Source organism: Streptomyces aurantiacus (genome assembly GCF_027107535.1).
Lineage (GTDB): Bacteria > Actinomycetota > Actinomycetes > Streptomycetales > Streptomycetaceae > Streptomyces.
Window position 1 is genome coordinate 6,273,497 of sequence record NZ_CP114283.1, and the last position, 24,450, is coordinate 6,297,946.

Annotated in this window: 21 protein-coding genes; 8 read left to right on the forward strand and 13 right to left on the reverse strand. The window is 71.5% G+C overall.

Annotated elements, in window-relative coordinates; all coding sequences use genetic code 11:
• Positions 1–59 precede the first annotated feature (59 nt).
• Complete coding sequence (locus tag O1Q96_RS30095; protein ID WP_269251153.1) at positions 60–485, reverse strand: nuclear transport factor 2 family protein; 426 nt, start codon at positions 483–485, stop codon at positions 60–62.
• Positions 486–763: 278 nt separating this feature from the next.
• Here O1Q96_RS30095 and O1Q96_RS30100 point away from each other — a divergent pair, with 278 nt between their 5' ends.
• A complete protein-coding gene (locus tag O1Q96_RS30100; protein ID WP_269253777.1) occupies positions 764–1,213 on the forward strand; it encodes a nitroreductase family deazaflavin-dependent oxidoreductase in 450 nt (149 codons plus the stop codon).
• A gap of 160 nt (positions 1,214–1,373) precedes the next feature.
• Here O1Q96_RS30100 and O1Q96_RS30105 read toward each other — a convergent pair whose 3' ends face one another.
• Positions 1,374–2,447 carry a cation diffusion facilitator family transporter gene (locus O1Q96_RS30105; protein WP_419586972.1) on the reverse strand — a complete coding sequence of 358 codons (1,074 nt, stop codon included), beginning with the start codon at positions 2,445–2,447 and terminating at the stop codon, positions 1,374–1,376.
• Between O1Q96_RS30105 and O1Q96_RS30110 the strand changes: the two genes are divergently transcribed.
• From O1Q96_RS30110 to O1Q96_RS30120, 3 genes are all read left to right on the forward strand, one after another.
• Positions 2,446–3,462 (forward strand): glutathione S-transferase family protein, encoded by a 1,017-nt coding sequence (locus O1Q96_RS30110; protein WP_269251155.1) that lies wholly within the window; start codon positions 2,446–2,448, stop codon positions 3,460–3,462. The genes O1Q96_RS30105 and O1Q96_RS30110 overlap by 2 nt on opposite strands.
• A 159-nt stretch (positions 3,463–3,621) precedes the next feature.
• The gene (locus O1Q96_RS30115; RefSeq protein WP_269251156.1) at positions 3,622–3,948 is read left to right on the forward strand and encodes a DUF4235 domain-containing protein; all 327 of its coding nucleotides are present in this window, start codon (positions 3,622–3,624) and stop codon (positions 3,946–3,948) included.
• A gap of 63 nt (positions 3,949–4,011) precedes the next feature.
• Positions 4,012–4,479 (forward strand): peroxiredoxin, encoded by a 468-nt coding sequence (locus O1Q96_RS30120; protein WP_269251157.1) that lies wholly within the window; start codon positions 4,012–4,014, stop codon positions 4,477–4,479.
• A gap of 42 nt (positions 4,480–4,521) precedes the next feature.
• Here the strand turns inward: O1Q96_RS30120 and O1Q96_RS30125 are convergent, their stop codons facing one another.
• Together O1Q96_RS30125 and O1Q96_RS30130 are read right to left on the reverse strand one after the other, a co-directional pair.
• Complete coding sequence (locus O1Q96_RS30125; protein ID WP_217453226.1) at positions 4,522–4,914, reverse strand: VOC family protein; 393 nt, start codon at positions 4,912–4,914, stop codon at positions 4,522–4,524.
• Positions 4,915–4,991: 77 nt separating this feature from the next.
• Positions 4,992–5,447 (reverse strand): pyridoxamine 5'-phosphate oxidase family protein, encoded by a 456-nt coding sequence (locus O1Q96_RS30130; protein ID WP_269251158.1) that lies wholly within the window; start codon positions 5,445–5,447, stop codon positions 4,992–4,994.
• A gap of 345 nt (positions 5,448–5,792) precedes the next feature.
• Between O1Q96_RS30130 and O1Q96_RS30135 the strand changes: the two genes are divergently transcribed.
• Positions 5,793–6,824, forward strand: a complete 1,032-nt coding sequence (locus O1Q96_RS30135; protein WP_269251159.1) for a 7-epi-alpha-eudesmol synthase — start codon at positions 5,793–5,795, stop codon at positions 6,822–6,824.
• Positions 6,825–7,038: 214 nt separating this feature from the next.
• Here the strand turns inward: O1Q96_RS30135 and O1Q96_RS30140 are convergent, their stop codons facing one another.
• Genes O1Q96_RS30140 through O1Q96_RS30160 form a run of 5 tightly spaced genes read right to left on the reverse strand, consistent with a single transcriptional unit; the run spans position 7,039 to position 11,290 of the window.
• A complete protein-coding gene (locus O1Q96_RS30140) occupies positions 7,039–8,292 on the reverse strand; it encodes a cytochrome P450 (RefSeq protein WP_269251160.1) in 1,254 nt (417 codons plus the stop codon).
• Positions 8,289–8,909, reverse strand: a complete 621-nt coding sequence (locus O1Q96_RS30145; RefSeq protein ID WP_269251161.1) for a GTP-binding protein — start codon at positions 8,907–8,909, stop codon at positions 8,289–8,291. Before O1Q96_RS30145 ends, O1Q96_RS30140 begins: the two co-directional genes overlap by 4 nt.
• The gene (locus O1Q96_RS30150) at positions 8,890–9,261 is read right to left on the reverse strand and encodes a DUF742 domain-containing protein (RefSeq protein ID WP_269251162.1); all 372 of its coding nucleotides are present in this window, start codon (positions 9,259–9,261) and stop codon (positions 8,890–8,892) included. Before O1Q96_RS30150 ends, O1Q96_RS30145 begins: the two co-directional genes overlap by 20 nt.
• On the reverse strand, positions 9,258–9,668 hold the full coding sequence (locus O1Q96_RS30155; protein WP_055611716.1) for a roadblock/LC7 domain-containing protein: 411 nt from the start codon (positions 9,666–9,668) through the stop codon (positions 9,258–9,260). Before O1Q96_RS30155 ends, O1Q96_RS30150 begins: the two co-directional genes overlap by 4 nt.
• 5 nt (positions 9,669–9,673) lie before the next feature.
• Positions 9,674–11,290: an ATP-binding protein gene (locus tag O1Q96_RS30160; RefSeq protein ID WP_269251163.1), complete on the reverse strand. Its 1,617-nt coding sequence runs from the start codon at positions 11,288–11,290 to the stop codon at positions 9,674–9,676.
• 362 nt (positions 11,291–11,652) lie between these two features.
• Between O1Q96_RS30160 and O1Q96_RS30165 the strand changes: the two genes are divergently transcribed.
• On the forward strand, positions 11,653–13,110 hold the full coding sequence (locus O1Q96_RS30165) for a cytochrome P450 (protein WP_269251164.1): 1,458 nt from the start codon (positions 11,653–11,655) through the stop codon (positions 13,108–13,110).
• Between the two features lie 69 nt (positions 13,111–13,179).
• Here O1Q96_RS30165 and ccrA read toward each other — a convergent pair whose 3' ends face one another.
• The 4 genes from ccrA to O1Q96_RS30185 are packed head-to-tail and all read right to left on the reverse strand — an operon-like array spanning position 13,180 to position 21,399.
• Positions 13,180–14,484, reverse strand: coding sequence for a crotonyl-CoA carboxylase/reductase (ccrA, locus tag O1Q96_RS30170; RefSeq protein ID WP_269251165.1), 1,305 nt, complete (start codon positions 14,482–14,484; stop codon positions 13,180–13,182).
• Positions 14,485–14,529: 45 nt separating this feature from the next.
• The gene (locus O1Q96_RS30175; protein ID WP_269251166.1) at positions 14,530–15,507 is read right to left on the reverse strand and encodes an alpha/beta hydrolase; all 978 of its coding nucleotides are present in this window, start codon (positions 15,505–15,507) and stop codon (positions 14,530–14,532) included.
• 13 nt (positions 15,508–15,520) lie between these two features.
• Positions 15,521–19,657: a beta-ketoacyl synthase N-terminal-like domain-containing protein gene (locus O1Q96_RS30180; RefSeq protein ID WP_269251167.1), complete on the reverse strand. Its 4,137-nt coding sequence runs from the start codon at positions 19,655–19,657 to the stop codon at positions 15,521–15,523.
• Positions 19,654–21,399: a fatty acyl-AMP ligase gene (locus O1Q96_RS30185; RefSeq protein ID WP_269251168.1), complete on the reverse strand. Its 1,746-nt coding sequence runs from the start codon at positions 21,397–21,399 to the stop codon at positions 19,654–19,656. Before O1Q96_RS30185 ends, O1Q96_RS30180 begins: the two co-directional genes overlap by 4 nt.
• 273 nt (positions 21,400–21,672) lie before the next feature.
• Between O1Q96_RS30185 and O1Q96_RS30190 the strand changes: the two genes are divergently transcribed.
• Positions 21,673–23,097 carry an MFS transporter gene (locus O1Q96_RS30190; protein WP_269251169.1) on the forward strand — a complete coding sequence of 475 codons (1,425 nt, stop codon included), beginning with the start codon at positions 21,673–21,675 and terminating at the stop codon, positions 23,095–23,097.
• 102 nt (positions 23,098–23,199) lie between these two features.
• Complete coding sequence (locus tag O1Q96_RS30195) at positions 23,200–24,447, forward strand: PucR family transcriptional regulator (RefSeq protein ID WP_269251170.1); 1,248 nt, start codon at positions 23,200–23,202, stop codon at positions 24,445–24,447.
• The last annotated feature ends 3 nt before the right edge of the window (positions 24,448–24,450 follow it).

Sequence of the window (24,450 nt, forward strand, 5' to 3'; positions counted from 1 at the left end):
CCGCCTCCCCGGCCGCGGGCGGCCGTGCCAGGACGTGGCGCCGGGTCCGCCGAAGAGGCCTACTCGGCCTGGAAGGCCCGGGCCACGGCGAGGCTGTCCTCGTAGACGTGGTGGCGTACGACCAGGCCGTTCTCGACGGTGAGGTGGAGGGCGAACCGGGCCCGGTAGGCGCGCCCGGTCGGCTTGGCGGTCTGGCGGATCTCACCCGTCACCACCGCCTCGTCACCGTCGACGAGGATGCGTTCGATGTCGGTGGCCGCCTGCCCGGGCACGTGGAACTCGGCCAGCAGGCGGTAGTGGTCGGCGGCGTCGGCACGGGTGGAGCGCTGCCGGATCCAGGGGGTGTCCGCTCGCCCGTGCTCGTCCTGCGGCCAGTCCAGCTTCCAGTCGGCCCCCTCGGCGTACAGCTCGGCGATCCGCCCGGGATCGCCCTGGCCGATCCGGCGCAGGAGCTCCTCGACGACGCTGCGGGTGGTGGCGGTCATGGGACTCCCTCTTTTCGGCAGCGGTTCGATCTCACTCGAACCGCGTACGTCCGTCCTGGTCACCGCGTCGTGTGCCGCGGTGGTCCCCACCCTGCCGCCCCTCGGGCACATCCGGCAATTACCTGCCAGGTCATGCCGGTTGCGTCATCCGTCCCCGCTCGGGCAGGCGAAAGGAACGACGACCGACGACCCGCGGGGATGAAATGGCCGAGGCGCGCGTGTTGCACCTGGGCCGGAACGAGTCCTACGCACGAACGACGATCGATGGGATGGATGTCATGCCTCTTGAGGGCGAATACGAGCCCAGCCCCACCCAGTGGGTACGCGATCAGGTGGAGCTGTTCGAACGCTCCGGTGGTACCGAGGGAGCGACGCTGCTGGACACGGGGCTGCCCGTGATCGTGCTGACCACCCGCGGAGCCAAGAGCGGGAAGATCCGCAAGACGCCGCTGATGCGGGTCGAGCACGAGGGCCGCTACGCCGCCGTCGCCTCACTGGGCGGCGCGCCCAAGCACCCCGTCTGGTACCACAACGTCATCAGCGACCCCCATGTGGAGCTGCAGGACGGCCCGACGCGCCAGGACATGACCGCGCGGGAGGTGACCGGCGAGGAGAAGGCCCTGTGGTGGGAGCGGGCGGTCGCCGCGTATCCGGCGTACGCCGACTACCAGACGAAGACCGACCGGGAGATCCCGCTCTTCGTCCTGGAACCGTTCGCCGGCGAGTAGCAGCCGTCCAGGGACATCGGCAGTCCCGCGGACATGACGTGGCCCGTACCAGGCCTTCCTGGTACGGGCCACGTCAGCCTGTACGCCGCATCGCGCGGGGCCGTGCGGAAGCGCTCGAAAAAAGGTGCGCATGATTCGGTGGGTGCCGGGCACCCGACTCTCAGGTCCCGCCGCGCTCCCCCGTCGCGGCGGGGCCACTTTCGTATGCCGCGGTACGCCGCGCCGTGGGGGCGTCCGTCACGTCGAGGAAGATCTGGTCCGCCTCCGGGACCGTGTGGGCGACCGACCGCTTGATGCGCTCGGCGACCAGCTCCACCTCCTCGCTGTCGAGGCCCGGCATCAGGTCGATGCGGGCGGCCACCAGGGTCGAGTCCGGGCCGAGCTGCATGGTCAGCAGGGACTCCACGGAGTCGATCTCGGGCTGCGCCTCCAGCAGGGCACGGATGCGACGGCTCGACTCCTCGTCCGTCGCCTGGCCGATCAGCTGGTCGCGCGCGTCACGGCCCAGGCGGTACGCCACGTAGACGAGGAGCGCTCCGATGGCCAGCGACGCCGAGGCCTCGTAGACGACCTGGCCGGTGGCCATGTGCAGGGCCATGCCCGTGATCGCGAACAGCACGCCCAGTACGGCGGTGCCGTCCTCGGCGATGACGGTGCGCAGGGCCGGGTCGCGGACCTCGGTGGAGAAGCCGCCCTGTTTGCGTACCTGGTGGAGCGCGCGCAGCAGGGAGCCGCCCTCCGCGAGGAGCGCGACGACGAGGACGGCGAGACCCGCCACGTATCCGCTGTGGGACTCCGAGCCCTCTGTGCCGAGGGCCTCGAAACCCTGGAAGAAGGAGAAGCAGCCACCCATCAGGAAAATGCCCACGGCGGCCAGGAGGGACCAGAAGAAGCGTTCCTTTCCGTAGCCGAAGGGGTGACGGCTGTCGGCGGGACGCCGGCTGCGGCGCAGGGCGGCGAGGAGGAAGACCTCGTTCAGGCTGTCGGCCACCGAGTGCGCCGCCTCCGAGAGCAGGGCGGGCGATCCGGCGAGCAGGCCGCCCACCGCCTTGGCCACGGCGATGACGAGGTTGGCGGCCAGCGCCACCAGCACGGTGACGCGGGTCCGGCGGTCCGAAGGGGAGGAAGGCTCACGGTTCACCTCCGCCGGATGCCCCAGGCCTCCTGCCTCACACGGGGGGACGGCGGATTTCGGGGAACCCTCATCAGGCACACGTGCGGAAGGAGACGTCATGAGCGACACCGAGGGCAACAGCGCGTACGGGAAGAGGTCCTTCAAGAGGTCGAAGAGCCACTTCTCGGACCGGGTGACGGCCGACGGCCGGGACGGCTGGCCCGTCGAGAGCGGGCGCTACCGGCTGGTCGTCAGCCGCGCCTGCCCCTGGGCGAGCCGCGCGGTGATCTCGCGGCGGCTGCTGGGGCTCGAGGACGCCCTGCCGATGGCGGTCACCGACCCGGTCCAGGACGACCGCAGCTGGCGGTTCACCCTGGATCCCGGCGGCCGTGATCCGGTGCTCGGCATCCGGTACCTCGCCGAGGCGTACGAGGCGCGGGAGCCGGGCCATCCGGGCGGTGTCAGCGTGCCCGCGCTGGTGGACGTGGCCAGCGGGCGGCTGGTGACCAACGACTATCAGCAGCTGACCCTGGACCTCGCCACCGAATGGAGCGGCCTGCACCGTGAAGGGGCGCCCGACCTCTACCCGGAGAATCTTCGCGACGAGATCGACGAGGTCATGGGAGAGGTGTACGAGGACGTCAACAACGGTGTGTACCGGGCCGGATTCGCGACCGGTCAGGACGAGTACGCGGCGGCCTGCGAGGGCGTGTTCCGGCGGCTGGGACTGCTGTCGGAACGGCTCGCGGAGCGCCGGTACCTGGTCGGGGACACGATCACGGAGGCGGACATCCGGCTGTTCACGACGCTGGTCCGCTTCGACGCCGTGTATCACGGTCATTTCAAGTGCAACCACTGGAAGTTGACGGAGAATCGGGTCCTGTGGGCGTACGCCCGTGATCTCTACCAGACACCCGGGTTCGGGGACACGGTCGACTTCGACCACATCAAGCGGCACTACTACCAGGTCCACGAGGGCATCAACCCGACCGGCATCGTGCCGCTCGGGCCCGACCTGTCGGGGTGGCTGACCTCGCACGGCCGCGAGGAACTGGGCGGGCGCCCGTTCGGGGCCGGGAGCCCGCCGGGGCCCGTACCCGAGGGCGAGGAGGTGGCGGCGACCGGCCGGCCCTGACCCTGCCGGGCTCGCCCGGCCCTGCTCCGGCGCCGGGGCGCCGGGCCCGGGCCCGGCGGAGACTCCGTCCCTGGCGGCGCCGTGGATGCCGTCCCGCGGTGCCATCCATTCCGTCTCGCGAACGTCCGCGTATTCGCCGCTGAACTGGACACTCGCCAGGTGTCCGGGAAAAACGAGCCGAAGGAGAGCCAGGTGCAGAAGAAGAAGCTGCCCATCGTCTACAAGCCCATCGGGTTCGTGCTCGGCTGGACGAGCGGAACCCTCGCCGGCATGGCCTTCCAGGCGACCTGGAAGGCGATACGCCACGAGGACGACGCACCCGACGCGCTGGACAAGGACCGCGGCTGGGGCGAGGTGCTGCTCGCCGCGGCCATCCAGGGCGCGATCTTCGCGGTCGTCCGCAGCGCGGTGGACCGCACGGGTGCCACAGCCATCGAACGGTCCACCGGAGTGTGGCCCTCCGACCAGAAGGGGGGCCGCGACTGACTGCACCTACCGTCCAGTACGGTGGGCCTCCACACCGGTGGCCGGCAGTCAGGGGAGCAAGACGTGACGAACCAGATAGCGGTGGGCGACACCGTGGAGGACTTCGCGCTCCCCGACGAGACCGGCACGACCCGGAAGCTTTCGGAACTGCTGGGCGAAGGTCCCGTCGTGCTGTTCTTCTATCCGGCGGCGCTCACCGCGGTCTGCACCGCAGAGGCGTGCCACTTCCGCGACCTGGCCGCCGAGTTCGCGGCCGTCGGAGCCCGGCCGGTGGGAGTCAGCGGTGACACGGTCGAGCGCCAGCAGGAGTTCGCGGGAAAGCACACCCTCGGGTTTCCGCTCCTCTCGGACCCGGCGGGCGAGATCCGCGAGCGTTTCGGAGTGAAGCGCGGATTCTCGCTGGCGCCCACCAAGCGGATCACCTTCGTCATCTCCGAGGAGCGGAAGGTGCTCGAGGTGGTGCGCAGCGAGATCCGGGCGAGCGTGCACGCGGACCGCGCCCTGGCGGCCCTGCGCGCGCACCGCGGCTGAGCGCGCCGCCCGCTCTTCACCGGGGTCCGGCCCCGCTCGGTTTCAGCCCTGCTTGGGCGCGGTGGCCCGGGTGCAGCGCAGAGTGAACGAGTGGCCTGCCGGGTCGGAGTACCCCCGCTCCTCGTACGGGCCGCCCGCGTCCTTGGTCTCCAGCGGGCGCCCGCCGAGCCCGATGACCCTGCGCTCGGCCTCGTCCAACTCCTCGACGTGGAAGTCCAGATGGGCCTGCAGGGAGTTCTCGGGACGCGGCCAGCTGGGCGGAGTGGCGTTCACGTCCCGCCGGAACGCCATCCTGATCCCGTCGGCTCCCCTGATCTCCACCCGGTTCGCCGTTGCGTCGACCTCCTCGCCGTCGAGGAACTCCTTGTAGAACGCGGCGAGTTTCTCGGGCTCGGAACAGTCCAACACCACGACGCCTGCCAGTACCAGTGCCATATCTCCTCCGTAGACCGACCGGGCGCGAACGGCCTTCCGCCCACTGCTCCGGAGACCGGGTACCCCGTCACGTGAAATCAGTCGGACACCAACCACTGTCCGTCGCGCATGAGTTCGCGGCCGTCGAGCTCGTCGGCCTCGCGCCAGGCCTGCACGCGCTGCGGGCGGACGCGGAAGTAGAGGTAGGCGGTGGTCAGTCGACGCGGATCGAAGCCGGTCTTTTCCGCGAAGGCGTCGCCGGCGCCGTCCGGCAGTTCGGCGGGGGCCAGTGTCTCCACCGTCCCCTCGACGAGGACGACGTCACGGGTGGGACCGATGCCCAGCCGGGTCCTGCCGGTCGCCCGGAGATTGCGGCCTGTCGGGCTCGCGGCAGGGGTGGCGAAGAGCAGGGACTCGCCGTCCCACAGGAAGGACAGGGGCACCAGGTACGGCAGGTCGCCCTCGGCCGTGGCGACCCAGGCGTCCACGTCGTTCTCCAGCCGGTCCAGCGTGTCCTGCTTGCGCTGCTTGGGAGTTCGGACGGGTGAAGTCATCGTGGATCGGCCTCCTGGGGCGGTCGACGCTGTGTCGTCAAGATGTCCGGCAGCCGTCAAGACGTCCGGTGATCCCCAAGTGTGACGCGAGTTCACCTCTGAGGAGGAGGACCGTGCTCATCCGGCCGCGGAGGCCGACAATCCCCGAGGTCACGGAGTGGTGTAACGCAGGTCACGGTGAAGTCACCGAGGTCGCGGCATAGATCATTTACGATCAGGGCAGCCTCGTAGCGGAAATCGAGTCAACTTTCGCTCCGGGAAGAGCAGTTCGAGTCAACGGGCGTCATTTTGAACGCCCGCGCGCAGGGAGGGGGGCCCTGTCAATCGTCTCAGGAGAGGACGCGAATGCCGCAGGACGTCAGGTTCGACCTTCCCTTCGCCACCCCCGTCAGTGAACATCTCGAATTCGCCCAGGCCCGCCATCTGCGCTGGGTGTGGGACAAGGGTCTGGTGCGCAGCCAGGCCGGGTTCGAGGAGTACCGGTCCTGGGATCTGCCCCAGGCGGCCGCCCGCACCTACCCCCACGCCTCCGCCGACGACATGGTCGTCCTGATGAACTGGTTCTCACTGGCCTTCCTCTTCGACGACCAGTTCGACTCCGGCAGGCCCGACCGCGCCGACCGGATAGCGGAGGTGGCGCGGGAGCTCATCGTCACCCCCCTGCGGCCCGCGGGCATCACCCCCAGAGTGGTCTGCCCGATCACGATGGCCTGGGCGGAGGTCTGGGCCCATCTCTCGGATGGCATGTCCCTGACATGGCGTACGCGGTTCGCGGCCTCGTGGGGGCGCTTCCTCGTGGCACACACGGAGGAGGTCGACCTGGCCGCCCGCGGTCTGGCGGGCACGCTCGACCTCCAGGAGTACGCCGCGTTCCGTCGCCGTACGGTGGGCATCCACCACAGCATCGACGCCGGGGAGCGCAGCCGCGGCTTCGAGGTGCCCGCCGAGGTGGAGGCGCATCCGCTGATGGAGAGAATGCGGGACCGCGCTGCCGACACCATCGGGTTCATGAACGACATCCACTCCTTCGAGCGCGAGAAACGCAGGGGGGACGGGCACAACCTGATAGCCGTCCTGCACCGCGAGCGGCACTGCAGCTGGCAGGAGGCCGCCGACGAGGCGTTCCGCATGACGACGGACTGTCTCGCCGAGTACCTCGAACTCGAGTCGCAGGTACCGCAGATGTGCGACGAGCTCGGCCTGGACGAGGACGAACGGGTCAGGGTCCGGATGGGCGTCGAGGCCATCCAGCACTGGATCAACGGCAACTACGAATGGGCCCTGACCTCGGGCCGCTACGCGGCGGACAAGGAAAGCCCCGCGGCCCGGGCCGAGTTGGCAGGCAAGGGCTCACTGGACGACCTACTGGCAGTCTGACCCCACAGCCCGCGCCCCCGGGCCACCCGGGGGCGCGGGGAACTGCGCGGCAAACCCCCGCCCCGACTCACCAGGGGGGGCGGGGAACTGCGCGCCCACCCCCACGGCCCCGCAGCCAACACCACGCCCCCTCGCACCACATCCACCCAGGGGCGCGGGGAACTGCGCAGACAACCCACTCACCCGCACCCCACCCCCGCCCCGAGCGGAGCGCTCACGCGGTGAACGACACCGGCAGCCGGTCCAGCCGCGCCTCCCACGTGGAGGCCGTCGAGGTGAGGTCCTCGGGATCCACCGCGAGCCGGAGCCCGGACAGCCGGTGCAGCAGCACGTCGACGGCCGTCTCGATGATGGCCTGGCCGATGTTCTGCCCGGGGCACTCGTGCGGCCCTCCGCTGAACGCGAGATGCGACTGGTTGCCGTGCACGGAGATGCCGACGTCCGGCCGGATCTCCGGATCGACGTTGCCCGCGGTCAGGCCGAGCACCAGCAGATCGCCCTCCTGGAGGCGGTGCCCGCCGAGTTCGAGGTCGGCGGTGGCGAATCGGCCCGGCAGGACGGCCAGCGGAGGGGTGTTCCACATGACCTCCTCCACGACGGCGGAGATGTTCAGCTGTCCGCTGACGAGGCCGGAGAGCCGGTTGGCGTCGGTGAGGATCAGTTGCAGAACCCGGGCCAGCAGATTGCTGGTGGTGGCGTGCGCGGTGATGAGCACCAGCCGCAGGTGGTTGAGTATCTCGTCGTCGTCGAGGTCGGCATGGTGTTCGAGCAGCCCGGTGGTGAAGTCGGAGCCCGGCTCCACACGCTTGCGCTCGGCGAGTTCACCGAGGATCTGCATGATGCGGTCGTTGTGGACGAGTGCGTCCGCGCCGCCCTTCATCACCAGTGCGCAGGACTCGGCCAGCCGCCGCCCCGCGCCCTCGGCGAGCCCGAACACCCTGGTGAGCACGAGCATCGGCAGGTGTTCGGAGTACTCGGCCACCAGGTCGGCGCTGCCCGCTCCCGCGAACGCGTCGATCTGCTTGTTCGCGAAGTGCGTGACATGGCGCCGGATGCCGCGGCCGGCGACGGCCTGGAGGTTGTCGGTGACCGCGCCGCGCAGCCGACGGTGCGGCTCGCCGTCCTGGGAGACGCAGTCCGGCCGCCAGCCCAGCATCGGAATCAGCGGCGAGGTGCTCTCGACCCGGCCCTCCTTCCAGTCCCGCCAGATCCGTGAATCCCGGCTGAACTGGCGTGGGTTGTCCAGCACCCGCCGGTTCTCCCGGTATCCGAGCACCAGCCAGGCGGGGATGTCGCCCTCCAGCAGCACCGGCGCGACGGGCCCGTGCTCCTTGCGCAGCCGCGCGTAGATGCCGATCGGGTCGACGGCCGCGTCGGGCCCGTAGAGACGGGTGAGGTCGTCTCCCCCGCCGTGCGCGACCGGGCAGCCGCGGGGGGCGTCGGGACCGTTTAAGGGCTGGTCGGTCATCGGGACTCCAGAGCGACTGCGGAGCGTTCCTTGAGGTGACGTATCAGTGCGATGAGCACATCACGACTGGAGGCCCGGTCGCGGGCGTCGCAGGCCACGACCGGGGTGTGCGGGGAGATGTCCAGGGCGTCCCGGATCTCTTCGACCGGGTGGTCCTTGGAGTCCGGGAACACGTTCAGGGCGATGACGAACGGGACGTTCTGCCGCTCCATCTCCTCGATGGCCCGGAAACTGGAGGCCAGCCGGCGTGTGTCGACCAGGACCACGGCCCCGAGCGCGCCCTTGAACAGGCCGTTCCACAGGAACCAGAACCGCTCCTGGCCCGGTGTGCCGAACAGGTAGAGCACCAGCTGGTCGTTGATGCCGATCTTGCCGAAGTCCAGGCTGACGGTGGTCTCCTGCTTGTCCGCCACCCCGATCAGATTGTCGACGTCGGCGCTGGCCTGGGTCAGCGTCTCCTCGGTGGTGAGCGGCTTGATGTCGCTGACCGAGCGGACCATGGTGGTCTTTCCGGTACCGAATCCGCCGGCGATCATCACCTTCACCGAGCGGGCGCCGTCGGGCAGGCTGCCGTCCGCCGGGTGGCGGTCGGGATGGTCAAAGCCTTTGAAGTCCACTGAGTACCTCCTCAAGGAGCGCGAGGTCGGGCCCGCGACCGGCGCCTGACGCCGGGATGGGGTCACGGGCTTCAACGCGGCCTGCGTCCAGCAGATCGGCCAAGAGCACCGCGAGAATGTTGAAGGGCAATCCGAGGTGGGCGCCGAGTTCGGCCACCGACAGCGGATCGCGGCAGCGCCGGAGGATCTCCTCGTGCTCGTGCTGCATGCCTGGGTTGGCCGCGGCACGGGAGGTGATGAGGGTCGCCACGTCAAGGCTCGACGCCGAACCGCCCGGTCCGCTGCGTCCGCCCGTGAGGACGTAGTAGCGCTCGAGACCGGACGGGTCCGTGGGTCGGCGGGGACCACTCATCCAGAGTGCTCCTCCAGACGCGGCGTGGTGCCGAGGAGCTCACCCATCCTGCGGGCCAGGTCCCGCATCTGGTGGCCCAGGAGGCCTTGGTCGAGCCCTTCCCTGGCCAGGACGCCGAGGTACGTCTCCACACCCGCGCGCACCACGAAGAGGTGACCGCCGTCGACCTCGATCATCGCGAGGCGCAGCTGCCCGGCGTACTTGGGGAACTGCTCGGCCACGGGCTGGGCCAGCGCCTGCAGGCCCGCCACCACGGCGGCGAAGCGGTCCACGTCGTCGGGATCGTCGGCGCCGTAGGAGGTGATGGCCTTGCCGTCGCTGGAGGCGACGAGGGCGAAGCGGATCTCCTGGATGCTCTCGACCAGATCGCGGAGCGCCCAGCTCACGTCGGTTCCCTGTTGCGTCATGAGGACTAGTCGCTCTCTTCAGTGCGGTGCTCTGTGGACTCACGTCCGGCGGTCGGCTCACGGTCGGCGGTCGGCTCGCGTCCGGCCGTGGCGAAGGCGGCCAGGCCGGTGAAGGACTCGTCCGGCGGTACCGCGTGCGAGGCGGTGTTCACGGACTCGTCCTCGCGTACCGACGGCCTGGGCCGCTCGGACTCGGCGGCGCGCCTGCGGCGCCTGGGCAGACCGCCGGGCGTGGTGTCCCCGGTCTCCTCGGGCTCGGCCCCGGCCGCTCCTTCGACCACGGCCTCTTCGGTTCCGGCCGCGGCCGGAACCTGGGCGGGCGACGACGGGGCCGTGACGACGGCGGGCAGCTGGCTGAAGTATTTGTGAGGTACCACGATGACCACCGACGTGCCGAGCCATGGCGAGTCCGCGAACGTGACCCGGATGCCGTACCGGCGGGCCAGGGCCCCCACCACGCGCAGACCGAGGTGGGCGTCCTCGGACACTCCGCCGATGCCGGGGCCGGGGGACACACCCTCGAGCGACTGGAGGGCCTCCTGCTTCTTCTCCTCGTTGAGGCCCTTGCCGGAGTCCTGGATCTCGATCCCGACACCGTTGGGCACCTCCTTGCCGGAGACGACCACGGGCTCGGTGGGCGGCGAGTAGCGCGCCGCGTTGTCGAGCAGGTGGGCGAAGATCAGCGTGAGGTGGTCCACCAGACCGCCGTCGACACCGAGTTCGGGCAGGTGCCGCACCTGGACGCGGTCGAAGTCCCTGATCCGGCCGATGCCGCCGCGCACCACGCTGAGCAGCCGCTGCGGTTCCTGCCACTGCCGGCCGGGCCGGTCGGATCCGCCGAGTACGCCGATGCTCGCGGCCAGGGAGTCTGCGGGGCCGAGCTCCTGGTCCAGCTCCATCAGGCCCTGGGCGACGGAGGGCAGCCTGCCGTGCTCACCCTGCATCTCGTGCAGCCGGCCGCGCAGCTTGCTGGTCAGTACGTGGATACGGCTGCCGATGCTGATGACGGCCTGCTCGGCGGAGGTGGAGCGGTCGAACTCCTGCTCCACGCCGATGAGGGCGGTCCTGAGCACCTTGCGCAGCACGGCCTGCAGGTCGGCACTGACCTCGGCGCACTGGTTGAGGGAGGGCAGGACGTCGTCGATGGAGTCACCGGCCCGCAGCCGCTCCAGCGCGTCGGGCAGCTGCCGGTCGGCGAGCAGGGCGACCGCGGCGAGCTGCCGGTCCAGCTGTTCCTGCCAGGCCTGGGTCTGTTCGGCGATCCGGGTCTCGTAGGCCTTGGCCTGTTCGGCGAGCTGTACGTCGTAGGCCGAGCGTTCGGCGGCGTGCTTGCGCTCCAGGCCGGCCACGTGCTGCTGCCACTGCTGGGAGTGCTCGGCCTGCGCGTTCCTGAACTCACCGGCGCTGCTGCGCATCTGACGCTGTGAGCGGATCAGGAGTCGTACCGAGACGGCGCTCGCCGCCGTCACCACGACTCCGGAGAGGATCGCGGGTATTCGGGCCTGACCGGAGCCCACGACCGCTGCGACGACGGTCCCAGCACCTAAGGCCAGCGGCAGCAGCCACCAGCTGTACCAGGCGACCGGTGCCCGCGCCGCCGGTGGCGGAGTGGCAAGTTCCATCTGCATCCTTCGAAGCAACACGATCGAACAGAGGGGGGAGAAGCTCGGGGGGCAGCACTCGTCACGCGGTGTTCGACCCCGCGACGGGCATGCGTGGACAACGAGCGACAACCGATTGCAATCGCGTCAACTCGCCGCACCTCAGGGAACCTTATCGGGTTTGATCTCCCGGGAATCAACCCGTCCGGCTCACTTCCGTGAAGCTTTCGTCACGCTCCGACGAGGCCATATGAGTCGACAAATCCCTTAACTCATCCCCACAACCGCACGCCGGTGTGACGAAGGCGGCGGGTACGCCAGTGACCGCCCGGGCATGCATGTCATGATCACACCACTTGAGTTGATCTTGAGGAGAGTCACCGATGAGTGGCATTTCAGGTCCTCCCGCCGTGGCCCCCACCGCGCCGGGCCGACTGCCCTTGATCGGGCACGGACACCAACTGGCCAGACGACCCCTGGAGTTCATGAACGCTTTGCGCGATCAGGGCAGCGTCGTCAAGATCCTCATCGGACCCACCGCCGCCTACGTGGTCACCGACCCGGCCGTCACACGGCGCGTGCTGGTGACGGAGGTCGACGCGTTCGCCAAAGGCGGGAAGATCATCGACGCACTGCGGGTGTTCTTCGGGGACGGGCTCGCCACGATCGCCGACGGCGACCTGCACATGAAGCACCGCCGGCTGATGCAGCCCATGTTCAACAAGGCGCACATAGCCACCCGGGGCGACGTCATGATCAGCCACGTACGGGCCGCGACCGAGGCATGGGAGGAGGGAGTCCCCCGGGACACGTACGAGGACATGAACGACCTGACGCTGTCGACCTTCCTCGTCGCGCTGTTCGGTTCGGGTCTGCCGGGGCAGGTCGAGAGGGAGTTCCAGAGCCTCATGCCCGCGATCATGCGCGGCACCATCCGGCAGACCATCCTGCCCGCCTGGGTCACGAAGCTGCCGCTGCCCGCGAACCGCGCCCACGAGCGGCGGGTCGCACGCCTGAGGGCACTCGTCGACCAGGCGATCGACCACCACCGCGCCCACCTCGCGTCCGCCGGGCCGACCGCGCCGCCGACCGGCTGCCCCGCCCACCAGGACGACGCGCCGGCCAGGGACGGCGCGGCACGAAGCGGCCTCTTCTCCACCCTCCTCACCGCCGACGACCCACAGACGGGCCCCCTGTCCCGGCAACAGCTCCAGGACGAGGCGATCACCCTCCTCACCGGCGCGATCGAGACCACCGGGACGACACTGGCCTGGACCCTGTACGAGATCAGCCGCAACCCTGCCGTCGAGCGGCGGCTGCAGGCCGAACTCGACGCGGTCTGCGGCGGACGGCCCCTGCGCCAGGAGGACCTGGGCTCCCTGCCGTACATGCGCAGCGTCCTGAAGGAGGCCATGCGCATGTACGGGCCCGCCTGGCTCGTCACACGGACCACCACCCGCCCCGTCGTGCTCGACGGGGTGCCGATACCCGCAGGCGCGGACGTCGTCTACAGCCCGTACGTCCACCAGCACGACCCCGAGGTCTACGCCGATCCCTCGTCCTTCGACCCGGCCCGCTGGGATCCCGAACGCGCGCAGGGCATCAACCGCTCCTCCTTCCTCGCCTTCGGGGACGGCCGGCGCAAGTGCATCGGTGAGGAGTTCGCCTGGACCGAACTTCTCATCGTCCTGGCCACCGTCGTCCAGCGCTGGCGCCTGACGCTCGCCTCCGCTCCCCCGCGCCCGCAGGCCATCGTCACCGTCAAGCCGGACAGGCTCTCGATGACACCGCGGCCGCGGACACCGGGGAAGGCCCCGGCGAGGACCGGGCAGCCCGACTGAAGGCCGGGCCCGCCCGGAGCCGTCCCGTACGACGGTTCCGGGCGGGCTCGGTGTACTGCCGCCCGGAGGTCATGCCGGACGGGCGGTCATCTCCCTGCGCACGGGGTCGGACACCCCGAGACCTGGCGTCGGGGCGAGGGACAGGACGCCGATCTTGCCCATGTGGGCGTTGCTCTGGACCAGCCTGGCAGCCTCGGCCGTGTCGGTGAGCGGATAGGTCTCCGTCAGCGCGGGGGCGAGATGGCCGAGGTCGAGGAGCCGGTGCACGGCGGCCTGCTCGTGGAGGTTGGACCCGTGGCTGCCGATGACCCGCTTGAGGCGCATCCACAGGTACCGGTTGTCGAACTCGTGCTGGTAGCCCGTGCTGGAACCGCAGGTCACCACCGCGCCGCCGCGCCGCACCACGAAGACGGAGACACCGAAGGTCGCCCGGCCCACGTGCTCGAAGACGATGTGCGGGTCCTCGCCCGTCGCGGCCCGGATCAGCTTGCCGAGCCGCTTTCCGGCGACGGAGGGGTCGGCGGGCGGCTCGTTGCCGGTGAGACCGATCTCCTCTCGGTTGACGACCACGTGACAGCCCAGGCGGCGGGCGTACTCCGCCTTCCGCTCGCTGCTGACGACTCCCACGGCGATCCCGCCGCCGTTGCGGACCAGTTGGACCGCGTACGCGCCGAGACCGCCGGCCGCCCCCCAGATCAGCACCACGTCGCCCTGCGTCATCCGGGCGCCCCGGTCGCTGACGAGCATGCGGTACGCCGTACCCGCGCACAGCGGGTTCGAGGCGGCCTCCTCCCACGTCAGATGGGCCGGTTTGGGCAGGAGTTGGCTGGCCCGGGCCACGGAGTAGTGGGCGAGCCCGCCGAAGTTGGTCTCGAAGCCCCAGGCGAGCATGCCGTTGCCCAGCATGCCGTCGGCGTGGGTCGCCGGGTCCTCCTCGTCGACGTACACGGGACTCACCACGACCTGGTCGCCGACCTGCCATCTGCGCACCCCGGAACCGGTGCGGACCACGACGCCGGACGCGTCCGAGCCGATCACGTGGAACGGCTGGTCGTGCCGGGCCGCCCAGCGGTCCTGGCGGCCGAAGTGCTTCAGGAAGGAGAAGGTCGGGATGGGTTCGAACATCGCCGACCAGACGGTGTTGTAGTTGATGCCGCTCGCCATGTTGGCCACCAGCACCTCGTTCGGTGCGAGTTCGGGCATCGGTACGTCGCCGAGGTGGATCGACTTGCGGACGTCCTTGTCGGCGACTCCGGCGAAGCTCTCCACGTCCTCCGCGCGCAGGTGGGCGGCGGTGTAGTGGCCGGGTACCGGGAGGTGTTCCAGTTCCGTGCGGTCGGCTCCCGCGACGACGGCCTGCGCCAGCGCATCCATGGTGGTTCCTCCTTGAGGGGTCGGCTCGGGCCGGGGGGGGGCGGCTCAGCTCAGGCCGAGGCCTTTCGCGAGCGTCGGCCAGGACGCCTTGAACTCCTGCCGCCAGTACGGCCAGGCGTGCGCTCCCCCGTTGTAGAAGTGCACCTGGGCCGGTATGCCCAGGGCGGCCAGCTGGTCGGTGAACCGGTGCGCCTGGGACCAGAGCGCGCCTTCGAGCAGTGCGCCTTCGAGGTTGCCGAAGTCGCCGCCCTGCACGCCGCTGCCCTGGGAGACGTACAGGCCGGTGCCCTTGAGAGCACGGGCCTGCGCGTAGGGGTTGTGCCGGTTCCAGTTGTCCCGGTTGAGCAGTGGGTTGCCCCAGAGGGTGAGGGGCAGCAGGCCTTCCCGGGCGACGATGGCGTTGAGCACGGTCGGCATGCCGAAGGCCGTGGTGTCGAGGATCCCGCTGTACGAGGCGGCCGCGCCGAAGGTCCCGGGATGCCGTGCCGCGAAGGCCAGGGCGCCGTAGCCGCCGGTGGACACACCGGCGACGGCACGCTTCGTGCCCGCCCTGAACTTCTGCCTCAGCAGGCTCATCAGCTCGTCGACCTGGAAGGTCTCGTAGTCCGAGCCGGCGCGTCCGTAGTTCCACCAGTCGGTGGGGATGCCGGTGGGGCCGGACGAGGGCATCACGGTGATGACGTCCTGGCCCGCGAGGAAGTCGACGACGTCCGTCTCCCTGGTCCAGGACGTGTAGTCGTCGTGGGCGCCCTGGAGCAGATAGAGGACGGGCCAGGTCCGGTCCGGGTGCGCGGCGTAGCCGGTCGGCAGAACCACGCGTACGGGCAGGTCGGCGCCGACGGCCGGGGAGGCGACCGTGAGGTCGACGGTCCGGGCGTCGAGCCACTTCTCGCCGACGACGGTGGCGCCCGCGGCGGCCTGCACGGCCGAAGCGGCCGTCGCCGGTGGCGCGGTGAGTGCGACTCCCGTGCCGAGCAGTGCCGTTGTCACCGCGAGAGCGGCACATCTGCGCTTACGAGTCATGGGGCAAGTCCCTTCAGGAGTCCCGCAGGTCGCGTGTCAGCAGCCGGGCCAGGTGGTCGACGACCGGTGGGTCGAGCAGCGAGAGGTGGTGGCCGGGCAGCGGGACGACGGTCAGGTCGGTGCAGTGCGCGTCCCAGCCGAGCGTCGCGTCGCCGCGCTCGTAGCGGGGGTCCCGGACGGTGTGCGGGGCGGGGTCGCTCGCGCGGTACAGGAGGGTGGTGCCCGCATAACTGCCGGGCCGGTGGCGCTCGCCGCCGCACAGGTCCAGATAGGATGTCCGCTGGTGTTCGAGGACGGCTTCCGGCAGCTCGACGGTGTCCCTCAGCACCTTGACGACGAGGTCGATCCGTCCCGCGTCGTCGAGCCCGGCGAGTTCGTCGTACGGCAGGTCGAGCGCCGTGCCGTAGGTACGTGCCACATACGCGGCGAAGTCCCGGAAGTGCTGGAGGGCCAGGTCGGTCGCGGTGCGGCGGGTGGGCAGGGGCAGTACGGAGTCGAGCAGGACCAGGGCGAGGACCCTGCCGTGCGGGGCGAGGAGCCTGGCCGCCTCCTGGGCGATCAGACCGCCGTACGACCAACCGCCCAGCGCCCAGGGCCCGTTGGTGTTCACCTCCCGGATGCGCCGGGCGAACTCCGCGGCCCGGCCCGGTACGTCGTCCGGATCAGCCTGCCGGTCGAAGCCGTACAGCGGACGGTCGCCGTCGAGGCTGTGGGCCAGCCGGGCGTAGACATCGGCGGATCCGCCCGCGGCATGGGCGAGGAAGAGCGGGGTGTGGGGGCCGGTGCCGGGGAAGGTCCGCAGGGGGGCGGCGGCAGGCGTGGCGGCCCTTTCAGGCGGGCGCCTTTCGGACGCGGAGCCTGTGGTGGGTGTCCGGTGTTCCGGCTCCTCGGGGTTCGCCGGTTCTGTGCCGGCCCCCAGCAGTTGGGCGACTCCCCTCAGCGTTCCTCGCCTCAGGAGGGTGCCCGGCTCGACGTCGATGCCGAACTCCCGCCGCACGACGGCCCGTATCCGCACGGCGGTGAGGGAGTCGAGCCCGAGGTCGGTCAACGGCGTGTCGGGGTCGAGGCGTTCCGGGCCGTAGCCCATCACCCCGGCCACGCACAGCCGAAGGCGTTCGAGCGGCCCCACGGCAGGGTCGAGTGCCTCGGCCGGGTCCGACGGGCCGCCGGCCGGGGCCGGCTCCTCCCCCGCCCAGAACCGCCGGTGCCGCCAGCGGGGCGACGGGACGTCCACGATGCGTCCCCCGGCATGCAGCTCCTCGCGCGGCCGGGCCACCCGTACGCCGTGGACGAGCAGCGTGGCCAGCGCGGTGCGGAAGCCGACGGCGTCGTCGGTGCCGCGGCGCAGCGTGGGCACGATGAGCGCGTCGTCGGCCCCGGCGTCGCGCAGCGTCTCGGCCAGCGGGTGCGACTGCGTGGCGTGCGGGGCGACCTCCACGAAGACTCGGTGCCCGTCCTCGGCCGCCGCGCGTACCGCCTGTGCGAAGCGGACGGGGTTGCGCAGGTTGGCCGCCCAGTACGCCGTGTCGCACGGGCCGGCCCCGCGAGGATCGGCGAGGGCCGTGGAGTAGCGGCGGCAACGGGGTGCGGAGTGCCGGATCTCGCCGAGTTCCCACGTGAACTCCGGGAGCAGCGGCTCGACTTCGGGCGAGTGCCCGGCCGCGGTGACTCCCAGCGAGCGGGCGAAGCCACCGGCCTCCGTCACCCGGGCGATCAGTTCGGCGACGTCCTCGGCCGATCCCGTCACCACGCTCTGGGCCGGCGAGGCGTGTACGGCGACCCGCAGGCTCCTCAACTCCCGTGCCGACAGGGCGATGTCGGAGGCCGGGAGGCCGACCACCGCCATGGCTCCCCCGTTCAGCCCGGCCAGCAGCCGGGAGCGTACGGCGACGATGCGTGCGCCGGTGGCCTCGTCCAGTTCCCCGGAGACGACCGCCGCCGCGATCTCGCCGAGGGAGTGGCCGACGACGGCGGCGGGTTCGAGACCGCAGGACCGCCACAGTTCGGCGAGGGCGACCTGCATGCCGTACAGGACGGGCATGACGGTGGTGGGTGTCGACAGATCGGCGTCGGGCCTGAGTCCGGCGCGCAGGGAGAGGCCCGCGTGCTCGCGCAGGAGGGGTTCCAGCCGGTCGACGGCGGCGGCGAACACGTCCTCCGTCGCGAGGAGCCGGCTTCCCATGCCGGGCCACTGGGACCCGTAGCCGGAGAAGACCCACACCATCGGACCGGGCCCGCCCGGTGCGCCGTACCCGGTGACCAGGTGGGGAGAGGGGGCACCTTCGACGAGGCGGGTGAGGGCGGTGACGGTCTCCGCGCGGTCCCGGGTGACGAGGGCCGCGCGATGGCGGCCGCGGCCGCTGCGGCCCGCGAGGGTCCGGGCGAGGTCGTGGTCGCGTACGCGCCGGCTGCCGGGGGTGTCCAGCCAGGCGGCCAGTTCACCGGCGTACGCGCGCACGCGCTCCGCGGTCGGCCCGTCGAGCAGGAGCAGTGCGGGCCGCTCGGAGGGCCGGTGCGCCCGGGCGGCGGGGCGGTGTTCGGTGAGGACGGCGTGGGCGTTCGTGCCGCCGAACCCGAAGGCCGAGACGCCCGCGGTGGCCGTTCCCGAGTAGCGGGGCCAGGGCTCGGACGAGGTGACCACGCGCAGGCCGAGCGCGTCGAGGTCGGCGTGCGGGCCCGGGCCGGTGAAGTGCAGTTGGGCGGGGATCTCGCCGTGGTGCAGGGCGAGGACGGTCTTGACGAGGCCCGCCATACCGGCGGCGGCCTCCAGGTGGCCGAGGTTGGTCTTGGCGGAGCCGATCAGGAGGGGCTGCTCCGGGTCGCGGTCACGGCCGAGGACGGCGCCGAGTGCGCTCGCCTCGATCGGGTCGCCGAGGGCGGTGCCCGTGCCGTGGGCCTCCACGTAGTCGACGGTCGCCGGAGCGCCGTGCGCCTCGGCGAGGAGGGCGCGCTGGGCCTCGGCGTTGGGGGCCGTGAGCCCGTTGGAGCGGCCGTCGGAGTTGACGGCCGTCGCACGGATCACCGCGAGGACGCGGTCGCCGTCGCGTTCGGCGTCCGTGAGCCGTTTCAGTACGACGACTCCGCAGCCCTCGCCGCGTACGATCCCGTCCGCCGCGGCGTCGAAAGCCTTGCAGCGGCCGTCCGGTGCGAGAGCGCCGGCGCGCTGGAAGCCGAGCGTGACGGCGGGAGTCAGGAGCAGGTTCACGCCGGCGGCGAGTGCCGTGTCGCTCTCGCCCGTCGCCAGGCTGCGTACGGCGTGGTGGACCGCGACGAGCGACGACGAGCAGGCCGTGTCGACGGACAGGCTGGGGCCGCGCAGGTCGAGCGCGTAGGACAGGCGGCCGGCGGCGATGCTGAGTGCGGCGCCGGTGGCCGTCCAGGCGTCCACGGCGCGGGGGTCGGCGGTGGTGAGGTGCGCGTACTCGTTGCCGCTGATGCCGACGAAGACGCCGGTGCGGGTGCCGGCGAGCGCGGACGCGGACAGGGCCGCGTGGTCGAGGGCCTCGCGGCTGACTTCGAGCAGCATGCGGTGCTGGGGGTCCATGGCGGTGGCCTCGTGCGCCGGGATGCCGAAGAACTCCGCGTCGAAGCCGGCGATGGTGTCGAGGCCGCCGAGGAAGGCTCCGTGCCGGCTCACGTCGTCCGGAAGCCGTTCCGGGTCCGGTACGAAGGGGTCCCACCGGCCGGCCGGGAGCGTGCCGACGGCGTCCCGGCCCCGGGTGAGGAGCTGCCAGTACGTGTCCGCGGAGGTGACTGCGCCGGGGAAGCGGCAGCCGACGCCGACGACGGCGACCGGAGCCGGTGCCCCGTGGGCGCCCCCGTGCGGCGGGATTCCTCCGGCGGGCGCCGCGGACGGCGAACTCCCCTGCTGTGAGCGTGACGTGGCGTCCTCGTCGGCCGGAGCCGTCGGCTCGTCCTCGGCCAGGCGCTCCGCCAGCGCCTCGACGGTCGGCGCGTCCCACAGCAGTGTGTCCGGCAGCCGCCGTCCCACCAGCTCGCTCAGCGCGGCCGTCAGCGCGAGCGCGTCCCGTGAGGTCAGTCCGGCCTCGGCCAGCGGACGGTCGTCGGACAGCTCGCCCGGCGGCAGGCCGTACCACCCGTGCAGCCGTTCGGCGACCAGCCCGCGGACCTGCGTGCGCGTCGCGCTCATCGTGCCCCGAACCCACCGTCGAGCAGGCGTGCCCGCGCGGCCGAGCGGGACACCTTGCCGCTGCTCGTGCGGGGAACCGAGCCGGGCGGTACGAGCAGCAGCGAGCCGAGGCGCAGGCCGTGGCGGGCCGACACGGCGGCGCGTACGGCGCGTTCGGCGGCGTGGGTGTCCTCCTCCGTCGGGTCGGCGTCCCGCCGGTGCTCCGCGACCACGACGAGTTCCTCACCGGTGGCGTCCGGCCGGGTCACCCCGAAGGCGGCGAGCCGGTCCGGGCGGATCAGGGGAACGGCCGCCTGCACGGTCTCCTCGATGTCCTGGGGGTAGTGGTTGCGCCCGTCCACGACGAGTACGTCCTTCAGGCGGCCGGTGACGAGGAGTTGCCCCTCGTGCAGGGCACCGAGGTCGCCGGTCCGCAGCCAGTCCTCCGGCGCTCCGAAGCCGAAGGTCTCGGCCGTGAGTCCGGCGCGCTTCCAGTAGCCGAGCCCGATGTTGGGCCCGCGCAGCTGGATCTCTCCGACCCACCCCTGCGGCAGTACGGCGCCGTTCGCTCCGACGATCCGCAGTTCCTGGCCGACCGGGGTGCCGCACGGGACCAGGACGGCCGCCTCCTCGTCCGGTGGGGTCTCCTCGATCCGTCCCTCCGCGAGCGCGCCGGGACGGCAGGCGACGACCGCGGGGGGTTCGTCCAGGGAGCCGGCGGTCACGAAGACGGTGGCCTCGGCCAGGCCGTACGCCGGGCAGTGCGTCGTGGGGTCGAGCCCGGCGGGTGCGAAGAACGTACGGAAGCGGTCCACCGTCGCGGCCCGTACCGGCTCGCTGCCGTTGATGAGCACCCGTACGCGGTCCAGGCGGAGTTCGTCGACGACCTCGGGCGCGGTGCGGGCCACGCAGTAGTCGTAGGCGAAGTTCGGGGCGGCACTGATCGTGCCCTCGTAGGAGCCGAGGAGGCGCAGCCAGCGCGAGGGGTCCTGGAGGAAGGAGACCGGGTTCATGAGGACGGAGGGGAATCCGCCCACGACGGGGGCGGCGATGCTGAGGACGAGACCCATGTCGTGGAAGAGCGGCAGCCAGCCGACCGTCGTCGCCGTTTCCGGGTCGGCGACGAACGCGTCGAGTGCCTGGCGGGCGTTGGCCACGACGTTGGCGTGGCTGATCATCACGCCGGCCGGGCTGCGGGTGGAGCCCGAGGTGTACTGGAGGTACGCGATGTCGTCCGGTTCGGGCTTGGCCGCGGGCCGTTCCCGGTCGTCGTCCGGGCCGGTTGCGTGGCGCTGGACGGGGAGCTGGTCGACGGCCACCACCGGGACGTCCGGCAGCCGGTGGTCTCGTACGAAGGCGCGCAGCGCGGTGGCCGAGTGGGAGTCGCCGAGCAGACAGACCGGCTCGCAGTCGGCGAGCACCGCGGCCAACCTTCCCTCGTGGCCCGGGACTTCGGGTCCGAAGAGGGGTACGGCGATGACGCGGGCGTACAGGCAGCCGAGGAACGCGGCCACGTAGTCGAGGCCCTGGGGCATGACGAGCGCGGCTCGTTCGCCGGGCGAGGCGACCGTGACGAGGCGGGCCGCCACGGCTCTGGCCCGGGCGTCGAGGGCGCGCCAGCCGAGCGTGCGGTGCAGTCCGGTGGAGGAACTGTCGGGGAAGTCGACATGACTGAAGGCGCGTTGCTGCGGCCGGTGGGCGGCCCAGTGCCTCAGGTGGTCCGTGAGGGAGGCTTCGTCGGCGGCGGGCCTGGCGGAGGTCATGGCGGCTCCAACTGGGTCGGCGGCGGAGCGAGTGGGGGCGAAGCGCGTCGGGGTGTGCGGGGCTGCCGGTGCCCGGTGGGGCGGGCACCGGCTTGGAGCGGTGACCCAGGTTCCGCCTCCGGGAGACCGGTGGGTTAGACGACGTGCTGACAGTTCGTCTCCCGCCTTCTGTCAGTTCGCTGACAAAGGCGAGCGGCTGATTGCGAGCCGCGGGTTAGAGCCCGGACGCCGCTGCGCCGACCACAATCCGTGCCACGGCGGAAGGAGCCTCTCGTGGGACGTGCACGGCTGTTCGCGCTGTTCTCCCTGCTCACACTGACCGGCTTCATCACGACGCTCGACAACACGGTCATCAACGTGGCCCTGCCGACCGTGCAGCGCGAACTGGGTCTGACGGTCCCGGACCTGGAGTGGGTGGCCGCCAGCTACGTGCTCAGTTTCGGAGCGCTGCTGCTGCCCGGCGGACGGCTGACCGATCTGTGCGGACGCAGATCCGTACTGGCCGCCGGGATCGTCGTCTTCACGGCCGCGTCGGCGGCGTGTGCCCTCGCGGACAGCGGGAGCACGCTGATCGCGGCCCGTACGGTGCAGGGGGTCGGGGCGGCGCTGGTCATCCCGGCCTCGCTCGCCGTCATCGCGGTCGACCTGCCCGCCCGGCTGCGCTCGACGGCCGTCGGCCTGTGGACGGCGGCCCTGGCCGTGGCGCTGGCGCTGGGCCCGGTGGTGGGCGGCTTCGTCACGCAACGGTGGGGCTGGGGCTGGGTGTTCGCCCTCAACGTCCCCTTCGGGCTGCTCGCCCTGCTGCTGATGCCGGCCGTGCCCGCCCGGTCGGCCGCCCGCCGCGGCGGACTGGACGTGCCCGGCGTGGTGCTGTCGGTGCTCGCGCTGTATCTGCTCACGTACGGCCTCGTGCGCGGCCAGGAACACGGCTTCGGCACCGCGCCCGTACCGCTGTGCCTGGGTGTTTCGGCGGTCGCCGCCTGCGCGTTCGTCGTCGTGGAGACCCGGACCGCGCGGCCTCTGGTCGAACTGGGGCTGCTGCGCGACCGGTTCCTCACCGGCGGGATCGTCGCACAGATGCTGTGGGGCATCGGCGTCAACGGAGTGTTCTTCTTCACGGCTCTCTATCTCCAGCGGGTGCTCGACTTCTCGCCGACCGGGGCCGGTCTCGCCTTCCTGCCACTGGCGGGCGCGCTGCTCCTGGGGACGCCGGTGGCCGAACGGGCGGCGCACGCGCTGGGAGCCCACGTCTCGATCGCGGCGGGGCTCGGCCTGGTGGCGGTCGGACTCCTGTACGTCTCGGGGACGGGCGCGGGCGCAGGCTTCTGGGACCTGCAGCCGGGGCTGCTGCTGATCGGCTGGGGTTCCGCGTTCACCACTCCCCTGACGGTGCGCTCCCTGCTGCGGGTCCCGGAGGCCGGGATGGGGATGGCGACGGGCCTGGTGAGCGCGGCGCGCGAGGTCTCCGGGGTCTTCGGGGTGGTCCTGGTGGGCGTGGTCCTCACCCGGCGCGAGAGCGCCGAGCTGCGGTCCGGCGCCCACCCGCGCGACGCGTTCCTGGAGGGATACGACCTGGGCCTGCGGATCGCGGCCTGCTGTGTACTGGCGGGCGCGCTCGTGACGTTGCTGACGCTGCGCCGCCGTGGACGTCATCGGCGGGTCGTGGCGCGGTCGAGGACTCCGGTTGTCATGAAGTGACAAGGCCCCCGTGCACCTCTGTCAGCCGCCGCCGAAGCTGGGCAGAATCCGTGCGGGTAACGTCATTGTGCCCCACATCCCGTTCGCAGAAGGAGCCGCTGCGTGAACGGATTCCGCATGCTGGAGAGCGAGGCCAGGAACACGGCCGTCGCCGTCGAGGCGGTGGACGGCCCGTTCAAGGCGTTCCCGTCGGGCCTGCACGACCACCTCAGACCCTTCTTCGCGGACATCACCGAAGAGGTCGTGGGCGCGATCAGAACCGAGATCCCGGAGTACGCACGGCCGACGGACGACACGTACATGCAGGTCGTGCATCAGGGCGTGGAGCACGCGCTGCAGGGGTTCCTGGAGCGGATGGCCAAGCCCGACACCGACTGGGAACCGGTGAAGGCCACGTACCAGCGCATCGGCCGTGGCGAGGCGGACGAGGGGCGCAGTCTCGACGCGTTCCAGTCGGCCCTGCGTCTCGGCGCGCGGGTGACCTGGCGTCGGATCAACGCCCTGGTCGACGCCGACCTGCTGCCCCGTCATGTGCTGGCCGCTTTCGGGGAGGCGCTGTTCCTGCACCTGGACGAGATGGCGGCCGCGACGACGACCGGGTACACGGAGGCCCGGCTGCACGCGGCCGGCGAACTGCAGCAACGACGGACACGGCTGATCGATCTGCTGATCGTGGATCCGCCCGCGTCGGTCGCGGCCATCACCGACCTCGCGCACGCGGCGCAGTGGCCCGTGCCCCGCTCGCTGGCCGTGGTCGCCGTCGACCACGGGGCGCGGGCCGCGGGGCCGCCGCCCATCGTGCCGCCGGAGTTCCTGGCACGTTTCGACGTGCAGCCCGCCGTACTGGTGGTGCCCGATCCGGAGGGCCCCGGGCGGGCCCGTGCCGTCGCGGGGGCCTTGCAGGGGTTACGGGCCGCCATGGGGCCGAGCGTCGCACTCCAGGAGGGGGCGAGATCGTTGCGGTGGGCCGGCGAGGCACTGGACCTGGCCCGTCGGGGGGTGCTGCCCGACACGGAGATCGTGCGCTGCCGGGACCACCTGGCCACGCTGCTCCTGTTCCGCGACGAGGCCCTGGTGGAGGCGATGGCCGAACGGCATCTGCGCCCCCTGGACGGCGTCCGGCTGCCGCAGCGCGAACGCCTCGCGGAGACGCTGCTGAGCTGGCTCCAGTGCGGCCACAACGCGAGCGAGGTCGCCGCGCGTCTCGCCGTCCACCCTCAGACGGTCCGCTACCGCATGCGTCAGCTCGACGAACTGTTCGGGGACCGGCTCCACGACCCGACCGCGCAGTTCGAGATGCAGCTGGCCCTGCGCGCGCTCAACCTCCGGCGGGGCGCACCCGCACGGTGACGG